The sequence below is a fragment of the Pseudomonas flexibilis genome, assembly GCF_000806415.1.
In the GTDB taxonomy this organism is placed as follows: Bacteria; Pseudomonadota; Gammaproteobacteria; order Pseudomonadales; family Pseudomonadaceae; genus Serpens; species Serpens flexibilis.
On record NZ_JTAK01000001.1, the window covers coordinates 538,409 to 556,250 of the forward strand.

Annotated in this window: 14 protein-coding genes and 4 tRNA genes; 17 read left to right on the plus strand and 1 reads right to left on the minus strand. The window is 65.4% G+C overall.

Annotated elements, in window-relative coordinates:
* The first annotated feature begins 131 nt into the window (after window positions 1-131).
* The 16 genes from PT85_RS02640 (at window position 132) to PT85_RS02715 (ending at window position 15,534) form a co-directional block, all read left to right on the plus strand.
* Window positions 132-1,337 (plus strand): CaiB/BaiF CoA transferase family protein, encoded by a 1,206-nt coding sequence (locus PT85_RS02640; protein ID WP_027591478.1) that lies wholly within the window; start codon window positions 132-134, stop codon window positions 1,335-1,337.
* A gap of 25 nt (window positions 1,338-1,362) precedes the next feature.
* Window positions 1,363-2,181, plus strand: a complete 819-nt coding sequence (locus PT85_RS02645; RefSeq protein WP_039605849.1) for an HpcH/HpaI aldolase/citrate lyase family protein — start codon at window positions 1,363-1,365, stop codon at window positions 2,179-2,181.
* 131 nt (window positions 2,182-2,312) lie between these two features.
* A complete protein-coding gene (locus PT85_RS02650; protein ID WP_039605850.1) occupies window positions 2,313-3,326 on the plus strand; it encodes a TRAP transporter substrate-binding protein in 1,014 nt (337 codons plus the stop codon).
* Window positions 3,327-3,588: 262 nt separating this feature from the next.
* A complete protein-coding gene (gene acs, locus PT85_RS02655) occupies window positions 3,589-5,544 on the plus strand; it encodes an acetate--CoA ligase (protein ID WP_027591475.1) in 1,956 nt (651 codons plus the stop codon).
* Window positions 5,545-5,697: 153 nt separating this feature from the next.
* On the plus strand, window positions 5,698-6,687 hold the full coding sequence (locus tag PT85_RS02660) for a GlxA family transcriptional regulator (protein ID WP_027591474.1): 990 nt from the start codon (window positions 5,698-5,700) through the stop codon (window positions 6,685-6,687).
* A gap of 119 nt (window positions 6,688-6,806) precedes the next feature.
* Window positions 6,807-8,030 carry an aspartate aminotransferase family protein gene (locus PT85_RS02665; protein ID WP_039562748.1) on the plus strand — a complete coding sequence of 408 codons (1,224 nt, stop codon included), beginning with the start codon at window positions 6,807-6,809 and terminating at the stop codon, window positions 8,028-8,030.
* A gap of 22 nt (window positions 8,031-8,052) precedes the next feature.
* Window positions 8,053-9,075, plus strand: a complete 1,023-nt coding sequence (gene aruF, locus PT85_RS02670; RefSeq protein WP_027591472.1) for an arginine/ornithine succinyltransferase subunit alpha — start codon at window positions 8,053-8,055, stop codon at window positions 9,073-9,075.
* A gap of 37 nt (window positions 9,076-9,112) precedes the next feature.
* Window positions 9,113-10,138 carry an arginine N-succinyltransferase gene (astA, locus tag PT85_RS02675; RefSeq protein WP_027591471.1) on the plus strand — a complete coding sequence of 342 codons (1,026 nt, stop codon included), beginning with the start codon at window positions 9,113-9,115 and terminating at the stop codon, window positions 10,136-10,138.
* A 76-nt stretch (window positions 10,139-10,214) separates the two neighbouring features.
* On the plus strand, window positions 10,215-10,502 hold the full coding sequence (locus tag PT85_RS02680; RefSeq protein ID WP_039605851.1) for a hypothetical protein: 288 nt from the start codon (window positions 10,215-10,217) through the stop codon (window positions 10,500-10,502).
* A 135-nt stretch (window positions 10,503-10,637) separates the two neighbouring features.
* On the plus strand, window positions 10,638-13,262 hold the full coding sequence (gene alaS / locus PT85_RS02685; RefSeq protein WP_039605852.1) for an alanine--tRNA ligase: 2,625 nt from the start codon (window positions 10,638-10,640) through the stop codon (window positions 13,260-13,262).
* A 99-nt stretch (window positions 13,263-13,361) separates the two neighbouring features.
* Window positions 13,362-14,606, plus strand: coding sequence for an aspartate kinase (locus PT85_RS02690; RefSeq protein ID WP_027591468.1), 1,245 nt, complete (start codon window positions 13,362-13,364; stop codon window positions 14,604-14,606).
* Between the two features lie 164 nt (window positions 14,607-14,770).
* Window positions 14,771-14,956, plus strand: a complete 186-nt coding sequence (csrA, locus tag PT85_RS02695) for a carbon storage regulator CsrA (RefSeq protein ID WP_003283978.1) — start codon at window positions 14,771-14,773, stop codon at window positions 14,954-14,956.
* Between the two features lie 71 nt (window positions 14,957-15,027).
* Window positions 15,028-15,118, plus strand: a tRNA-Ser gene (locus PT85_RS02700).
* 32 nt (window positions 15,119-15,150) lie between these two features.
* A tRNA-Arg gene (locus PT85_RS02705) sits at window positions 15,151-15,227 on the plus strand.
* Window positions 15,228-15,303: 76 nt separating this feature from the next.
* Window positions 15,304-15,380 (plus strand) — tRNA-Arg (locus PT85_RS02710).
* 77 nt (window positions 15,381-15,457) lie between these two features.
* Window positions 15,458-15,534, plus strand: a tRNA-Arg gene (locus tag PT85_RS02715).
* A gap of 37 nt (window positions 15,535-15,571) precedes the next feature.
* Here PT85_RS02715 and PT85_RS02720 read toward each other — a convergent pair.
* Window positions 15,572-16,024 (minus strand): DUF4124 domain-containing protein, encoded by a 453-nt coding sequence (locus tag PT85_RS02720; protein WP_039605853.1) that lies wholly within the window; start codon window positions 16,022-16,024, stop codon window positions 15,572-15,574.
* A gap of 325 nt (window positions 16,025-16,349) precedes the next feature.
* On the opposite strand from PT85_RS02720, the gene mgtE reads away from it, so the two are divergent.
* On the plus strand, window positions 16,350-17,792 hold the full coding sequence (mgtE, locus tag PT85_RS02725; RefSeq protein WP_027590150.1) for a magnesium transporter: 1,443 nt from the start codon (window positions 16,350-16,352) through the stop codon (window positions 17,790-17,792).
* Window positions 17,793-17,842 lie beyond the last annotated feature (50 nt).

Below are 17,842 nucleotides of genomic sequence, written 5' to 3' on the forward strand. Positions count from 1 at the left end.
CGTTTCCGTAGGGTGGAAAACGACCCCAGGTCTTTTCCACCGAATGCCGAGCGCATGGATCTGAAACGCGTGGAAAAGGCTTCGCCGTTTTCCACCCTACGGACCGAACCGAATTTGCAGGAACACCGGATATGACCGTACCGAACAACAACATCCGTCCGCTGGACGGCATCACCGTCGTCAGCCTGGAACACGCCATCGCCGCGCCGTTCTGCACCCGCCAACTGGCCGATCTGGGCGCACGGGTGATCAAGGTCGAGCGTCCCGGCGCGGGCGACTTCGCCCGGGGCTATGACGAGCGCGTCGACGGCCTGGCCTCCCACTTCGTGTGGACCAACCGCTCCAAGGAAAGCCTGACCCTGGATCTCAAGCAGGACGATGCCATGCAGGTGCTCGACCAACTGCTGAGCCAGGCCGACGTGCTGGTGCAGAACCTGGCGCCGGGCGCCGCCGCGCGCATGGGCCTGTCCTTCGAGGTGCTGCATGAGTGCTACCCGCGCCTGATCGTCTGCGACATCTCCGGCTATGGCGAGGGCGGCCCCTACGAACAGAAGAAGGCCTACGACCTGCTGATCCAGTCCGAAGGCGGCTTCCTGTCCGTCACCGGCGGGCCCGGCGAGGACGAGATGGCCAAGGCCGGTTGCTCCATCGCCGACATCGCCGCCGGCATGTACGCCTACACCGGCGTGCTCTCGGCGCTGATGCTGCGCGACAAGACCGGCAAGGGCAGCCGGGTGGACGTGTCCATGCTGGAAAGCCTGGTGGAGTGGATGGGCTACCCCCTGTACTACGCCTACAAGGGTGCCACTCCGCCGCCGCGCGCCGGCGCCGCCCATGCCACCATTTACCCGTACGGCCCGTTCCCGGCTGGCGATGGCAAGACCGTGATGCTGGGCCTGCAGAACGAGCGCGAGTGGGTGGCCTTCTGCGAGAAGGTGCTGCTCAAGCCGGAACTGGCCCGGGACCCGCGCTTCTCCGCCAACTTCAAGCGCTCGGAAAACCGCGCCGAGCTGCGCGCCATCATCGTCGAGGTGTTCAGCAGCCTGACCGCCGACGAGGTGATCGCCCGCCTGGATGCCGCGCCCATTGCCAACGCCCATGTCAACGACATGGCCGGCGTCTGGGAGCACCCGCAGCTCAAGGCCCGCCAGCGCTGGACCACGGTGGGCAGCCCCGCCGGCGAACTGCCGGCGCTGCTGCCGCCGGGCCGCAACGCCTCCTTCCAACCGCGCATGGACCCGGTGCCCGCGCTCGGCGAGCATACCGAGCGCCTGCTGGGCGAGCTGGGCTACGCCGAGGGCGATATCCAGCGCCTGCGCCAGCAGGGCGCCGTCTGACCCCCTTACAAGAAGGACATTCTTCATGAGCAGCATCGTTCGCTCCGCCCTGTTCGTGCCGGCCACCCGCCCGGAACGTATCGCCAAGGCCCTGGCCACCGGCGCCGACGTGGTCATCGTCGATCTCGAGGATGCCGTGGCCGAGGCCCAGAAGGTCGAGGCCCGTGACAACCTGGAGCGCTACCTGCACGACAACCCCGATGTGCGCGTCTTCGTGCGGATCAACGGTGCCCTGCATGCCCAGCATCTGGAGGATCTGGAAGTCTGCCGCCGCTATGCCGGTGTGGCGGGCATCCTGCTGCCCAAGGCCGAAAGCGCTCGCCAGGTCGAGCGCGCGGCGGAATGTGGCAAGCCGGTCTGGCCGATCATCGAGAGCGCGCTGGGTCTGCAGCGCCTGGAAGAGATCGCTCGCGCCAAGGGGGTCGAGCGCCTGAGCTTCGGTGCGCTGGACCTGGGTCTGGATCTGGGCCTGGCCAGCGGCACTGCCGCGGCCGAGCGCATCCTCGATCAGTCCCGCTACGCCATCCTGCTGCAATCGCGCCTGGCCGATCTCGCCGCACCGCTGGACAGCGTGTTCCCCGACTTCCAGGACGCTGACGGCCTGGCCCGCCACACCGCCGACATCCGCGACATGGGCTTCGGCGGCCGCCTGTGCATCCACCCGAAACAGGTCGAGGTGGTGCACGCCACGCTGATGCCCACTGCCGGTGAACTGGACTGGGCCCGCCGCGTCATGGCCGGCTTTGCCCGGGGCGAGGCGGTGTTCGTGGTGGACGGGCAGATGGTGGACATGCCGGTGGTCGGCCGTGCCCGGCGCCTGCTTGAGCGTGCCGGAGAGCAGTAAACGTTCGCGCGGGCGGCGATGTGCCGCCCGCATCCATTCCTTCGTTTTCAGAGGAGCGCAATAGACACCAGGGAGGGAACGCTGCCCTGTCAGGGCTTCAACGCTTACAACAACAATGAGGTAAACACCCTATGCGCAACTTCACTTTCAAAGCGCTCGCCTGCGCCATGTCCCTGTCCTTTGCCGGCCTTGTGCAGGCGGCGGACCCCATCGTCATCAAGTTCGCCCACGTGGTGGCGGACAGCACGCCCAAGGGGCAAGGTGCCCTGCTGTTCAAGCAGATGGCCGAAGAGCGTCTGCCCGGCCAGGTCAAGGTCGAGGTCTACCCCAACTCCTCGCTGTACGGCGACGGCAAGGAAATGGAGGCCCTGCTGCTCGGCGACGTGCACATGCTGGCGCCCTCGCTAGCCAAGTTCGAGCCCTACGCCAAGTCCATCCAGATCTTCGACCTGCCGTTCATCTTCGATGACATCCACGCGGTGGATCGCTTCCAGGCCAGCCCGCAGGGCCAGGCGCTGCTGCGCAGCATGGAAGGCAAGGGCATCACCGGCCTGGCCTACTGGCACAACGGCATGAAGCAGCTGTCGGCCAACAAGCCGATGCGCCTGCCCAAGGACGCCCGCGGCCTCAAATTCCGCGTGCAGGCCTCCAACGTGCTGGACGAGCAGTTCAAGGTCATTCGCGCCAACCCGCGCAAGATGAGCTTCGCCGAGGTGTACCAGGGTCTGCAGACCGGCGTGGTCAACGGCACCGAAAACACCTGGTCGAACTACTTCAGCCAGAAGGTGCATGAGGTGCAGCCGTACTTCACCGCATCCGACCACGGCGCCATCGACTACATGGTGATCACCAACACCAAGTTCTGGAAGGGCCTGCCCGAGAACATCCGCAGCGAACTGCAGGACGTGCTGAACGATGTGACCAAGGAGGTGAACCGCCAGGCCGACGACCTCAATCGCGAAGCCCGCGAGTCCATCGTCAAGGCCGGCACCAGCCAGATCATCGAACTGACGGCGCAAGAGCGTAACGAGTGGCGTGAAGCCATGAAGCCGGTGTGGAAGAAGTTCGAAGCCGAGATCGGCAAGGACCTGATCGACGCCGCCGTGGCGTCCAACAACCCGGACAGCGTGGCCGCCAGCCACTGATCCTGCGCCAACCCTGAGTACATCCCCTTGCCCGTCGGCTCCCGGAGTCGACGGGCTTTTTTTATGGCCGGGGAGGCCGAAGCGCCGCTGGCCGTCGCAGAGCCGCCTCCGACCCCTAGTGTCGGCTGCGTCACGCTTCGGGGTCTATGCTGCTAGTCGGTGCTCCCGGCCAGCCAGCGGAGTGCCGCCGCTTCCTTCCCGCAGTCGAGTCCGGGACGTATCGGCCGCGGGTCCGCCATTGCATATGACAAGAGGAACCGCCATGGCTGCCGCGTCCCTTTACCCCGTCACCCCCGAACAGGCTGCCCGCACCCTTACCAACGAGGCCACCTACAAGGCCCTGTACCAGCAGTCGGTGATCAATCCCGACGGTTTCTGGCGCGAACAGGCCCAGCGCCTGGACTGGATCAAGCCCTTCACGCGCGTCAAGCAGACCTCCTTCGATGATCACCACGTGGACATCAAGTGGTTCGCCGACGGCACCCTGAATGTCTCCGCCAACTGCCTGGATCGCCATCTGGCCGAGCGAGGCGATCAGGTGGCGATCATCTGGGAGGGCGACGAGCCCGGCGATGTCCGCCACATCACCTACCGCGAGCTGTACGAGCAAGTGAACCGCTTCGCCAACGCCCTGCGCGGCCAGGATGTGCACCGGGGCGACCTGGTGACCCTCTACATGCCGATGATTCCCGAGGCCGCCGTGGCCATGCTGGCCTGCGCGCGCATCGGCGCGGTGCATTCGGTGGTGTTTGGCGGCTTCTCGCCGGAGGCGCTGGCCGGGCGCATCATCGACTGCCGCTCCAAGGTGGTGATCACCGCCGACGAGGCGCTGCGTGGCGGCCGCCACCTGCCGCTGAAGACCAATGTCGACGAGGCGCTGACCCACCCGGAAACCAACAGCGTGCGCAAGGTGATCGTGGTGCGGCGCAGCGGCGCGGACATTCCCTGGCATGCCCACCGCGACGTCTGGTACGAGGACTTGATGAAGGTGGCCGGCGACTACTGCGAGCCCAAGGAAATGTCCGCCGAGGACCCGCTGTTTGTGCTCTACACCTCCGGCTCCACCGGCAAGCCCAAGGGCGTGCTGCACACCAGCGGCGGTTACCTGCTGTACGCGGCGCTGACCCACGAGCGGGTGTTCGACTACCGGCCCGGCGAGGTCTACTGGTGCACAGCCGACATCGGTTGGGTCACCGGGCACAGCTACCTGATCTACGGGCCGCTGGCCAACGGCGCCACCACGCTGATGTACGAAGGCGTGCCCAATTACCCGGACGTCACCCGCGTGGCGCGGATCATCGACCGCCACAAGGTGAACATCCTCTACACGGCCCCCACGGCGATCCGCGCGCTGATGGCCCAGGGCCGGGCGGTGATGGAGGGCGCCGACGGCTCCAGCCTGCGCTTGCTCGGTTCGGTGGGCGAGCCGATCAATCCGGAGGCCTGGCACTGGTACTACGAAACCGTCGGCCGTTCCCGCTGCCCGATCGTCGATACCTGGTGGCAGACCGAGACCGGCGGCATTCTCATCTCGCCGCTGCCGGGGGCCACCGCCCTCAAGCCCGGCTCGGCGACCCGGCCGTTCTTCGGGGTGGTGCCGGGCATCGTCGACAACCAGGGCAACCTGCTGGAGGGCGCAGCCGAGGGCAACCTGGTGATCCTCGATTCCTGGCCCGGGCAGATGCGCACCGTGTTCGGCGACCACGACCGTTTCGTGGACACCTACTTCAAGACCTACAAGGGCATGTACTTCACCGGCGATGGTGCGCGCCGCGACGAGGACGGTTACTACTGGATCACCGGCCGGGTGGACGACGTGCTGAATGTCTCCGGCCACCGCCTGGGCACTGCCGAGATCGAGAGCGCGCTGGTGGCTCACCCCAAGGTGGCCGAGGCAGCCGCGGTCGGTGTGCCCCACGACATCAAGGGGCAGGGCATCTATGTCTACGTCACCCTCATGGAGGGCGTGGCCGGCAGCGATGCACTGCAGCAGGAGCTGTGCCAGTGGGTGCGCCACGAGATCGGTCCGATTGCCGTGCCGGAGGTCATCCAGTGGGCGGCCGGGCTGCCGAAGACCCGCTCGGGGAAGATCATGCGCCGCATCCTGCGCAAGATCGCCACTGGCGACTACGACGGCCTGGGCGACACCTCGACCCTGGCCGACCCCTCGGTGGTGCAGCAACTGGTGGATCGGCACCGGCAGCTGCGGACGGCTTGAGCGACAGGCAACGGGCGACGCCCTGCGCCGCTGGCGCGCAGGTGTGTCGCCGGGTTACGAATGCCGCGAGACTTCCGGCGCGCGGCGGCCTAGAATGCGCTCTTTTCCTCCGGGCCACAGAATGCGTCCGTACCTGGACATCAGCCAGCCGCAATGACTGTCCCCACCATTGGTTTTCTTGTCTGGCCCGGTACCCGGGCGATCACGCTGGCCCTGGCCGATGAAGCCCTGCGCGTGGCGCGGCGCATCCATCCCGAGGCGGCCTACGACCTGCAGTTCTTCAAGGTCGAGGACGAAGAGGGCAGCGGCACCGCCTGGCGCCTGCCCGGCGGCGTGTGGGACGAGCGTATGGAAGGCATGAGCCGGCTGTTCCTGGTGGCCGACGAGCCGCCGCAGAACATTGCGCCACCCCTGGCCGCTGCCCTGCGCCAGCTGGCCCGGCAGGGCTGCACGCTGGTTGGTCTGTCCGCCGGGGTCTATCCGCTGGCCATGCTGGGTCTGCTGGATGGCTACCGCAGCGCGGTACACTGGCGCTGGCAGGACGACTTCACCGAACGCTTTCCCAAGGCCATCGTCACCAGCCACCTGTTCGAATGGGACCGTGACCGCCTGAGCGCCTGTGGCGGCCTTGCGGTGCTCGACCTGCTGCTGGCCATGCTCGGTCGCGACCACGGCGCGGAACTGGCCGGCGCGGTCAGCGAGGAGCTGGTGGTCGAACGCATCCGCGAAGGCAGCGAGCGCCAGCGCGTGCCGCTGCAGAACCGCATCGGCGCCAGCCATCCCAAGCTGACCCAGGCGGTGATGCTGATGGAGGCCAACATCGAGGAGCCGCTGACCACCGACGAGATCGCCCAGCACGTCTGCGTGTCGCGCCGTCAGTTGGAGCGGATCTTCAAGCAATACCTGAACCGGGTGCCCAGCCAGTATTACCTGGAGCTGCGCCTGAACAAGGCCCGCCAGTTGCTCATGCAGACCAGCAAGTCGATCATCCAGATCGGCCTGTCCTGCGGCTTCTCGTCGGGTCCGCACTTTTCCAGCGCCTATCGCAACTTCTTCGGCACCACCCCGCGCGAGGACCGCAACCAGCACCGCAGCGGCGCGGCCCAGGAGGCCAACGCGATTGGCAAGCACACTGAAAATTAGCCTGGCAGGCTTTCGCCCGCTGCCACAGTGTATAAACTGCGCTTCCCGGGCCGTTCGGCCCGCCGAGCACATGCTTCCACTCCCTTTCAGATGGCCAGACATGGCAGGAGACGCTCCCGATGTCCGCTAAGCCCGCGCCGATTCAGCGCGCCGATTTCGATCAGTTCATGGTGCCCAATTACGCCCCCGCGCCCTTCATTCCGGTGCGCGGTCTGGGCTCGCGAGTCTGGGATCAGAGCGGTCGAGAACTGGTGGACTTCGCCGGCGGCATCGCCGTCAACGCCCTGGGCCATTGCCACCCGCGGCTGGTCGAGGCGCTGACCGAGCAGGCCGGCAAGCTCTGGCACATCTCCAACGTGTTCACCAACGAGCCAACCCTGCGTCTGGCCAAGCGCCTGGTGGACGCGACCTTTGCCGAGCGCGTGTTCTTCTGCAACTCCGGCGCCGAGGCCAACGAGGCGGCCTTCAAGCTGGCCCGTCGCGTGGCCCACGACCGTTTCGGCGAGGACAAGCACGAGATCATCTCGGCCTACAACAGCTTCCACGGCCGCACCTTCTTCACCGTGAGCGTGGCCGGGCAGACCAAGTATTCCGACGGCTTCGGGCCCAAGCCGCAGGGCATTACCCATGTGACCTACAACGACCTGGCCGGACTGGAAGCCGTCATGTCCGACCGCACCTGCGCGGTGGTGCTTGAGCCGATCCAGGGCGAGAGCGGCATTCGCCCGGCCGACCAGGCCTACCTGGAAGGCGTGCGCCGGCTGTGCGACAAGCACAACGCGTTGCTGATCTTCGACGAGGTGCAGACCGGTGTCGGCCGCACCGGCGACCTGTATGCCTACATGCACCACGGTGTGGTGCCGGACATCCTGACCAGCGCCAAGGGCATCGGCGGCGGCTTCCCGATTGCCGCGATGCTGACCACCAGCGCGCTGGCGGCGCATTTCTCGGTGGGCGTGCACGGCACCACCTATGGCGGCAACCCGCTGGGTTGCGCGGTGGCTGACGCCCTGATCGAAATCGTCAACACCCCCGAGGTACTGAACGGCGTGAAGGCGCGCCACGAGATTTTCCGGGCGCGCCTGCAGCGTATGGGTGAACAGTACGGCCTCTTTTCCGAGATCCGCGGTCGTGGCCTGCTGATCGGCGCGCAGCTGAGCGAGCCGTGGCTGGGCAAGGCCGGGCAGGTGCTGGCGGCCGCCGAGAAGGAAGCGCTGATGGTGCTGCAGGCCGGTCCGGACGTGGTGCGCTTCGCGCCCAGCCTGGTGATCGACGAGGCGGACATCGACGAGGGCCTGCAGCGCTTCGAGCGCGCGGTGGCCCGGCTGACCACCCAGGGCTGAGTGCGGGCGGAGGACTCTGAGCATGCTGGTGATGCGCCCCGCGCAACTTTCCGACCTGGCCGAAGTGCAGCGCCTGGCGGCGATCAGCCCGGTGGGTGTCACCTCGCTGCCGGATTCCGCCGACCGGCTGCGCGAAAAGATCCTTGCCTCGGAGGCTTCGTTCGCCGCCGAGGTGGCGTTCAACGGCGAGGAAACCTATTTCTTCGTGCTGGAGGACACCGCGCGCGGCGGGCTGGTCGGCTGCTCAGGGCTGGTGGCCTCGGCTGGCTACACGGAGCCCTTCTACAGCTTTCGCAACGAGACGTTCGTGCACGTGTCACGCGAGCTGAACATCCACAACAAGACCCACGCCCTGTCGCTGTGCCATGACCTGACCGGCAACAGCCTGCTCGACAGCTTCTTTGTCGAGGCCGACAAAGCGCCGCCGCCGGCGGACGAACTGATTTCCCGGGGCCGCCTGCTGTTCGTCGCCGATCATCCGGAGCGCTTCGCCGACTCGGTTGCGGTCGACATCCTCGGCATCAGCGACGCCCAGGGCGATTCGCCGTTCTGGGATGGCGTTGGCCGCCACTTCTTCGGCATGAGCTACGCCGAGGCCGAGCACCTGTCCGGTGTGAAGAGCCGCAGCTTCCTGGCCGAGCTCATGCCCCACTACCCGATCTACGTGCCATTGCTGTCCGATGAGGCCCAGGAGGCCATGGGCGAGGTCAATCCCGATGCCCAGGCGTCCTTCGACATCCTCACCCGCGAAGGCTTCGAGACCGAGCATTACATCGATATCTTCGACGGCGGCCCGACCCTGCACGCGCGTACCTCGGCGATTCGGTCCATCGTGCACAGCCAGCAACTGGAGGTGCAGTTGAGCGATGCGCCGCTGGCGCAGGGCGGTCGTACCTGGCTGGTCGCCAACGGGCTGCTGCAGGATTTCCGCGCGCTGCTGGTCGAGCTGGACTGGGAGCCGGGCATGCCGCTGTACCTCGACCGCACCACCGCCGAGGCGCTGGGCGTCGGCGAAGGCGCCAGTGTGCGCTTGGTGGCGTTATGAACCAGGCCCATAAATTCGTCGGGCCGGCGGAGGAAGCATGATCGTTCGTCCCGTGCGCAACACGGACCTCTCGGCCCTGATCGAGCTGGCACGCAGTGCCGGCGCCGGCCTGACCTCCCTGCCCGCCAGCGAGGAACGCATGGCGCAGCGGGTACGCTGGGCCGAGTTGAGCTTTCGCGGCGAGGCCGAGCGGGCCGACGCCGACTACCTGTTCGTGCTGGAGAGCGATGACGGCGAGGTGGTGGGCATCTCCGCCATGACCGGTGCGGTCGGCCTGCGCCAGCCCTGGTACAACTACCGGCTGGGCCTGATGGTCTGCGCTTCGCTTGAACCGCGCATCCATCGAGAGATCCCCACCCTGTTCCTGGCCAACGACCTGACCGGCAGCACCGAGATGTGCTCGCTGTTCCTGCACGCCGATTTCCGCCGTGGCCAGCACGGCCGCCTGCTGTCGCGGGCGCGTCTGCTGTTCCTGGCTGAGTTCCGCGCGCTGTTCGCCGACCGGGTGATCGCCGAGATGCGCGGCATCTCCGACGAACAGGGGCGTTCGCCGTTCTGGGACAGTCTCGGCCGGCACTTCTTCAAGATGGATTTCAACCGCGCCGACTACCTGACCGGGGTCGGCGACAAGGCCTTCATCGCCCAGCTGATGCCCAAGTTCCCGCTCTACACCTGCTTCCTCACCGAGGAAGCGCGGGCGGTCCTCGGCCATGTGCACGCCGAGAGCGAGCCGGCGCTGACCATGCTCAAGAGCGAAGGGTTCCGCCATCAGGGCTACGTGGACATCTTCGACGGTGGTCCGGCGCTGGAGTGCGAGACCGACCGCATCCGTGCGATCCGCGACAGTCGCCTGGCGGTGCTGGCGGTGGGTACGCCCGGTGACGACGCCATCGATTACCTGATTCACAACCGCAAGCGCGAAGATTGTCGCGTGACGGTCGGCCCGGCCCGCATGGCCGCCGGTTCGCTGGTGGTCGATCCGCAGACCGCCGCACGCCTGCAGTTGCAGCCAGGTGCCCAGGTGCGTGCCGTGCCGTTGCGGCCGATCGCCTTGCCCGTCTGAGTTTCACCCCTTTGTTCAGATGCCCGAAGCGTGCCGAGCCGCCTTCGGGCTTTTCTTTTTCCTGAGGAGTTTTGTCATGAGCCAATCCCTGCAACTGATCCTTGAAGACGCCGATGGCCAGCAGCAGCCGGCCAGCTGCGAGCGCTTTGCGGTGCTCTGGCAGGGCCGCGAGGTGTGGATCCAGCAGGATGGCAGCGGCCAGCTGCTGATCGGTGTGGACACCGAGGAAGGCGACAGCGAGTACGCCAACCTGGTGCTGCGCCCGCTGGCCAGCAATCTGGTGGGTATCCAGCTGGAAATGGAGCCGATGGGTGATGAGGACGCGGGCCATGTGCATGGCCCCGATTGCGGCCACGATCATTGATGAGCGCAGCGGCTGCGATAGCCCTTGCCAATTGCATAAACCCCTGCAGTTCGCGGTCCGGGCCTATATAATGCCGCCCTTTGCCGTCAGTCCCGTGGTGGCTGGCCGTTCGCCGTTTTTCCCTCGGATGAATCTATGAAAAGCGCAGAAATCCGTGAAGCCTTCCTGAGCTTCTTCGAAGAGAAGGGGCACACCCGTGTGGCCTCCAGTTCGCTGATTCCGGCGAACGACCCGACGCTGCTGTTCACCAACGCCGGCATGAACCAGTTCAAGGACTGCTTCCTCGGCCTGGAGAAGCGCGCCTATACCCGTGCCACCACCAGCCAGAAGTGCGTGCGTGCCGGTGGCAAGCACAACGACCTGGAAAACGTCGGCTACACCGCACGCCACCACACCTTCTTCGAAATGCTGGGCAACTTCAGCTTCGGCGACTATTTCAAGCGCGATGCCATCCATTACGCCTGGGAGTTCCTGACCTCCGAGAAGTGGCTGAACCTGCCCAAGGAAAAGCTCTGGGTGACGGTGTACGCCACCGATGACGAGGCCTACGACATCTGGACCCAGGAAGTCGGCGTACCGGCCGAGCGCATGGTGCGCATCGGCGACAACAAGGGTGCCCCCTACGCCTCGGACAATTTCTGGGCGATGGGTGACACCGGCCCCTGCGGCCCGTGCACCGAGATCTTCTTCGACCACGGCGAACACATCTGGGGCGGCCCGCCCGGCTCCCCGGAAGAGGACGGCGACCGCTACATCGAGATCTGGAACAACGTGTTCATGCAGTTCAACCGCACCGCGGACGGCGTTCTGCACCCGCTGCCGGCGCCGAGCGTGGACACCGGCATGGGCCTGGAGCGCATCAGCGCCGTGCTGCAACACGTGAACTCGAACTACGAGATCGACCTGTTCCAGCGCCTGCTCGACGCCGCCGCCCAGGCGATCGGTTGCGCCAACGAAGGCCAGGCCTCGCTGAAGGTGGTGGCCGACCACATCCGTTCCTGCGGCTTCCTGATCGCCGACGGCGTGACGCCGTCCAACGAAGGCCGCGGCTACGTGCTGCGCCGTATCATTCGCCGCGCCTGCCGCCACGGCAACAAGCTGGGCGCCAAGGGCACGTTCTTCCACAAGATCGTCACCGCCCTGGCCGCCGAGATGGGCGAGGCCTATCCGGAGCTCAAGCAGCAGCAGGCGCATATCGAGCGCGTGCTGAGGAACGAAGAGGAGCAGTTCGCCAAGACCCTGGAGCAGGGCCTGAAGATCCTCGAGCAGGACCTGGCCGAGCTGTCCGGCAGCGTGATTCCGGGCGAAGTGGTGTTCAAGCTGTACGACACCTACGGTTTCCCGGTCGACCTGACCGCCGACATCGCCCGCGAGCGCGAGCTGAGCGTCGATGAGGCAGGCTTCGAGCGCGAGATGCAGGCCCAGCGCGAGCGCGCCCGCTCGGCCAGCGCCTTCGATCTGGATTACAACAGCCTGGTCAAGGTGGAGGGCGAAACCCGCTTCACCGGCTACCAGGGCACTTCCGGCACCGGCACCGTGCTGGCGCTGTTCAAGGAAGGCATGAAGGTCGACAGCCTGAGCGCGGGCGAGGAGGGCGTGGTGGTGCTCGACCAGACGCCGTTCTATGCCGAATCCGGCGGCCAGGCCGGTGACTGCGGCTACCTGAGCCTGGACGGTGTGCGTTTCGACGTGCGCGACACCCGCAAGGCCGGCGGCGCCTTCCTGCACCACGGCATCCTGGATGCCGGCAGCCTGAAGGTCGGTGATTCGGTACAGGCCGTGGTCGACGCCTCGGTGCGCCAGGCCACCGCGCTGAACCACTCCGCCACCCACCTGCTGCACGCCGCGCTGCGCCAGATCCTCGGCGAGCACGTGAGTCAGAAGGGCTCGCTGGTGGACAGCCAGCGCCTGCGTTTCGACTTCAGCCACTTCGAGGCCATCAAGCCGGAGGAAATCCGTGCCCTCGAAGCCCTGGTCAACGCCGAGATCCGCAAGAACAGCGCGGTAGACGTCGAGGAAACCGACATCGAGACCGCCAAGGCCAAGGGCGCCATGGCGCTGTTCGGCGAGAAGTACGGCGACCAGGTGCGCGTGCTGACCATGGGCGGCGGCTTCTCCGTCGAGCTGTGTGGTGGCACCCACGTGTCGCGCACCGGCGACATCGGTCTGTTCAAGATCGTCAGCGAAGGCGGCGTGGCTGCCGGCGTGCGGCGTATCGAGGCAGTCACCGGCGAGCTGGCGCTGGCCTACCTGAACGGCGCCGAAGAGCAGCTCAAGGAAGCCGCCAATCTGGTCAAGGGCAGCCGCGAGAACGTGCTGGACAAGCTGTCCGCCCTGCTGGAGCGCAACCGCCAGCTGGAGAAGGAGGTGGAGCAGCTCAAGGCCAAGGCAGCCAGCGCCGCCGGCGACGACCTGGCCGGATCGGCCGTGGAGATCAAGGGCGCCAAGGTGCTCTCCGCGCGGCTCGACGGCCTGGACGGCAAGGCGCTGCTGGCGCTGGTCGACCAGTTGAAGAACAAGCTGGGCAGCGCCGTGGTGCTGCTCGGTGGCGTACAGGATGACAAGGTGGTGCTGGTGGCCGGTGTCACCCAGGACCTGACCGGCAAGCTCAAGGCCGGCGACTTGATGAAACAGGCGGCCGCGGCCGTCGGCGGCAAGGGCGGTGGTCGCCCGGACATGGCGCAAGGCGGCGGCACCGATGCCGCGCAGCTGGATGCCGCGCTGGCGCTGGTACGCGGTTTCGCTGAACAGGGGCTGTAACGACAGCCAGCGGGGCAGGCAGCGCGTCCGGCCTGTCCCGTTCTCAAGACCCCTCCGGGGTCAGATGGGCGCCCCCAGGGACTCAGATGGTTTGATGACATGGCTTTGATCGTACAAAAGTTTGGCGGCACCTCTGTCGGCAGCGTCGAGCGAATCCAGCAGGTGGCTGACAAGATCAAGAAATTCCGCGAGCGGGGCGACGATATCGTCGTGGTGGTGTCCGCCATGAGCGGCGAAACCAACCGCCTGATCGATCTGGCCAAGCAGATTACCGATGGCCGGCCGGTCCCGCGCGAACTGGACGTGATGGTGTCCACCGGCGAGCAGGTGACCATCGCCCTGCTGGCCATGGCGCTGATCAAGCGCGACGTCCCGGCGATTTCCTACACCGGCAGCCAGGTGCGCATCCTCACCGACAGCTCGCACACCAAGGCGCGCATCCTGCAGATCGACGACCAGCGCCTGCGCGCCGACCTCAAGGCCGGGCGCGTGGTGGTGGTGGCCGGCTTCCAGGGCGTGGACGAGCAGGGCAACATCACCACCCTGGGTCGCGGTGGCTCGGACACCACGGCGGTGGCGCTGGCCGCCGCCCTGAAGGCGGATGAGTGCCAGATCTACACCGACGTGGACGGCGTCTACACCACCGATCCGCGCGTGGTGTCCCGCGCGCGCCGGCTGGAGAAGATCACCTTCGAGGAGATGCTGGAAATGGCCAGCCTCGGTTCCAAGGTGCTGCAGATCCGTTCGGTCGAGTTCGCCGGCAAGTACAACGTCCCGCTGCGCGTCCTGCACAGCTTCAAGGAGGGTCCGGGCACCCTCATTACCATCGATGATGAAGAGGAATCCATGGAACAGCCGATCATTTCCGGCATCGCCTTCAACCGCGACGAATCCAAGCTGACCATCCGCGGCGTGCCGGACACCCCCGGCGTGGCCTTCAAGATCCTCGGCCCGATCAGCGCGGCCAACATCGAGGTGGACATGATCGTGCAGAACGTCGCGCACGATAACACCACCGACTTCACCTTCACCGTCAACCAGGTCGACTACGACAACGCGCTGCGCATCCTGGAAAAGACCGCGTCGGAGATCGGCGCGCGCGTCGTGCATGGCGACCCGAGCATTGCCAAGGTCTCCATCGTGGGTGTCGGCATGCGCTCCCACGCCGGTGTGGCCAGCCGCATGTTCGAAGCCCTGGCCAAGGAAGGGATCAACATCCAGATGATCTCCACCTCGGAAATCAAGGTGTCCGTGGTGATCGAGGAGAAGTATCTGGAGCTGGCAGTGCGTGCCCTGCATACCGCCTTCGAGCTGGATGCACCGGTCAGCCAGGAAAAGAACTGAGGTTCCCGGAAGGCGCGAATCGCGCCTTCCGTCTTTTTTGGCCGGCCTGCCGGAACTGTCTTCGGGGGGCTGGTCAATATTTGGGCGATTGCACGCGCTGCGTGGATGAGGCCCCTTTTGTTTTTTGCAGATTGAATCGAAACATCCGTGTAAGGAGAAAAGGAATGCTGATTCTGACCCGTCGGGTAGGGGAAACCCTTATGGTGGGTGACGATGTCACCGTCACCGTTCTGGGCGTCAAGGGCAACCAGGTGCGCATTGGCGTCAACGCACCGAAAGAGGTGGCCGTTCACCGCGAAGAAATCTACCAGCGCATCCAGAAAGAGAAGGACCAGGAACCAAGCCACTAATTTTTCTAAGTTTTTTCAAACTTAGGGCTTTGCAAGCGGGGTAAAGCTGTATATCATGCGCCCCGTGTTGCGGAGAGGTGGCCGAGTGGCCGAAGGCGCTCCCCTGCTAAGGGAGTACACCTCAAAAGGGTGTCGGGGGTTCGAATCCCCCCCTCTCCGCCATTATTTGCTTGCCTGGGCAAGCAGCGTTTTGCGGACTCATAGCTCAGCTGGATAGAGTACTCGGCTACGAACCGAGCGGTCGGAGGTTCGAATCCTCCTGAGTCCGCCATCTTCTACCAGATGGCTCCTGCAGCGATCAGGTACGCGTCAAGCCAGCGGTGATCTGGTTTACCAAGCACCAAGACGGACTCATAGCTCAGCTGGATAGAGTACTCGGCTACGAACCGAGCGGTCGGAGGTTCGAATCCTCCTGAGTCCGCCATCTTTTACCGGATGGCTCCTGTAGCGATCAGGTAAGCGTCAAGCCAGCGGTGATCTGGTTTATCAAGCGCCAACGACGGACTCATAGCTCAGCTGGATAGAGTACTCGGCTACGAACCGAGCGGTCGGAGGTTCGAATCCTCCTGAGTCCGCCACATTGAGAAGCCCGCAGCAATGCGGGCTTTTTGCTTTTCAGCCTCCTGCCATCACGCAACCGTGCTCGTCGAACCGAACGGTGCGCGTGCCGCCCTTCCTGTCCGTGTACTGATAGCGGGTCAGGCCGTGGTTCCGGGTGATCCTGTCAGGTTTTCCCAGTGCGCTCTCGATGTCGGCGCGGCTCAGGCCGGCGCGGATCTCCTGGCGGACCATGGCGGTGCGTCGTTCCTGGGCATTCAGCAGGCCGCCACAGGGCAGCGCCTGCTCCTGGCCGCTGACCTTGCCCCGGTTCGGATGGTGCGGCTGGGGAGAGGGGGCTGGCAGGCTGTTCGCCGGCTGCAGGCGCAGTGCTTCACCGTTCGGGCAGCCGTGGTCCGAGAAGCTCACGCGACCCTGAACATCTACGCAGCGGTAGTAGTTCGCGCCCTGGCTGGTCAGCGGCACGCCAACCAGCAGCACTCCCCAGATCAATGCATGCAATCCCTGCATGGCTTTTTACTCCTTCGTTTTTTTGCGGGGCGAGTGTAGTCGGTACGCGGAATCCTGCTCCCGTGGCATGTGTCCTGTTGCAAAGTGGGCGCGTCGCAAAACGCATCCGGTGAATGACCTGACTTTTTGCTGGCTCCATCGAACTTCCGTGGAGCGCAGCGGCCTCAGGCAGTGCTATTATCCCCGGCTCCGCCCCGAAGGGGTTTTGGAAATCCGCCCACCATGGACTTACCCAGTAGTTACTTATCCGTAATCTCGTTCGCCCTGTCGCGTATGGACTAAGGCCCCCTTCGGCGCGCTCTGCCAGTGGGGGTGGAGTGCGTCAATGACCGAAGTAGAAGTCAAGAAAACCCAGGACAGCCTGCAAGACCGCCTCGCGCAGGTAGTCGATCTCCTGCACCGGCATCGCCTGGTCGAGAACCTGGCCCATCGCCAGGACGCCAGCAACCAGGAGGTCATCGATGACCTGGTGCGCCGTCAGAACCTGACGGAGTTGCAGCGCAAGCTGGATGAGCTGCACCCGGCGGATATCGCCTACATCCTCGAAGCCCTCCCGCTCGATGAGCGCCTGACCGTCTGGCAGTTGGTCAAGGCCGAGCGTGACGGCGACATTCTCCTCGAAGTATCCGATGCGGTCCGGGAAACCCTGATCGCTGACATGGAAGACCACGAGCTGCTTGCCGCCGCCAGGGAAATGGACGTCGACGAGCTGGCCGACCTGGCGCCGGAACTGCCGCGCGATGTCGTCCTCGAGCTGATGGAAAGCCTCGATGCGCAGCAGCGCGAGCGCATGCGCTCGGTGCTGTCCTACGAGGAGGACCAGGTCGGCGCGCTGATGGACTTCGAGATGGTCACCATTCGTGAAGACGTCAGCCTGGAGGTGGTGCTGCGCTACCTGCGCCGTCTCAAGGAGCTGCCCGGGCATACCGACAAGCTGTTCGTGGTCGACTACGACGGTCGCCTGACGGGCGTGTTGCCGCTCAAGCGTCTGCTGGTCAATGACCCGGAGCGCCAGGTAGGCGAGGTGATGGCCGATGATCCGGTGACCTTCAGCCCCGACGAGGACGCTTACGACGCCGCCCAGGCCTTCGAACGCTACGACCTTGTCTCCGCCCCGGTCGTCGACAAGGGGGGCAGGCTGATCGGCCGTCTGACTATCGACGAGATGGTCGACCTGATCCGTGAGGAGAGCGAGAGTGAAGTCCTCAACATGGCCGGTCTGCGCGAAGAAGAAGACATCTTCGCCTCGGTCTGGAAGTCGGTGCGCAACCGCTGGGCCTGGCTGGCGGTGAACCTGGTCACGGCCTTCGTTGCCTCGCGAGTCATCGGCCTGTTCGACGGTGCCATCGAGAAGCTGGTGGCTTTGGCCGCGTTGATGCCCATCGTGGCTGGCATCGGTGGGAATTCCGGCAACCAGACCATCACCATGATCGTGCGTGCCATGGCGCTGGACCAACTCGGCTCCGGCAACGCCGCCTGGTTGCTGCGCAAGGAGCTGGGCGTCGGCTTGGCCAATGGCTTGTTGTGGGGTGGGGTGATCGGCGCGGTGGCCTGGTGGCTGTACGACAGCTGGTCGCTGGGCCTGGTGATGACGGCGGCCATGACCCTCAACCTGCTGCTGGCCGCGCTGATGGGCGTGCTGATTCCGATCACCCTGGCGCGCATGGGGCGTGATCCCGCGATGGGGGCCAGTGTGATGATTACTGCCGTGACCGACAGTGGGGGCTTCTTCATCTTCCTCGGACTGGCAACGCTGTTCCTCATGTAAAAGCACGGCAATAAAAAACCGGCCATAAGGCCGGTTTTTTATTGCCTGAA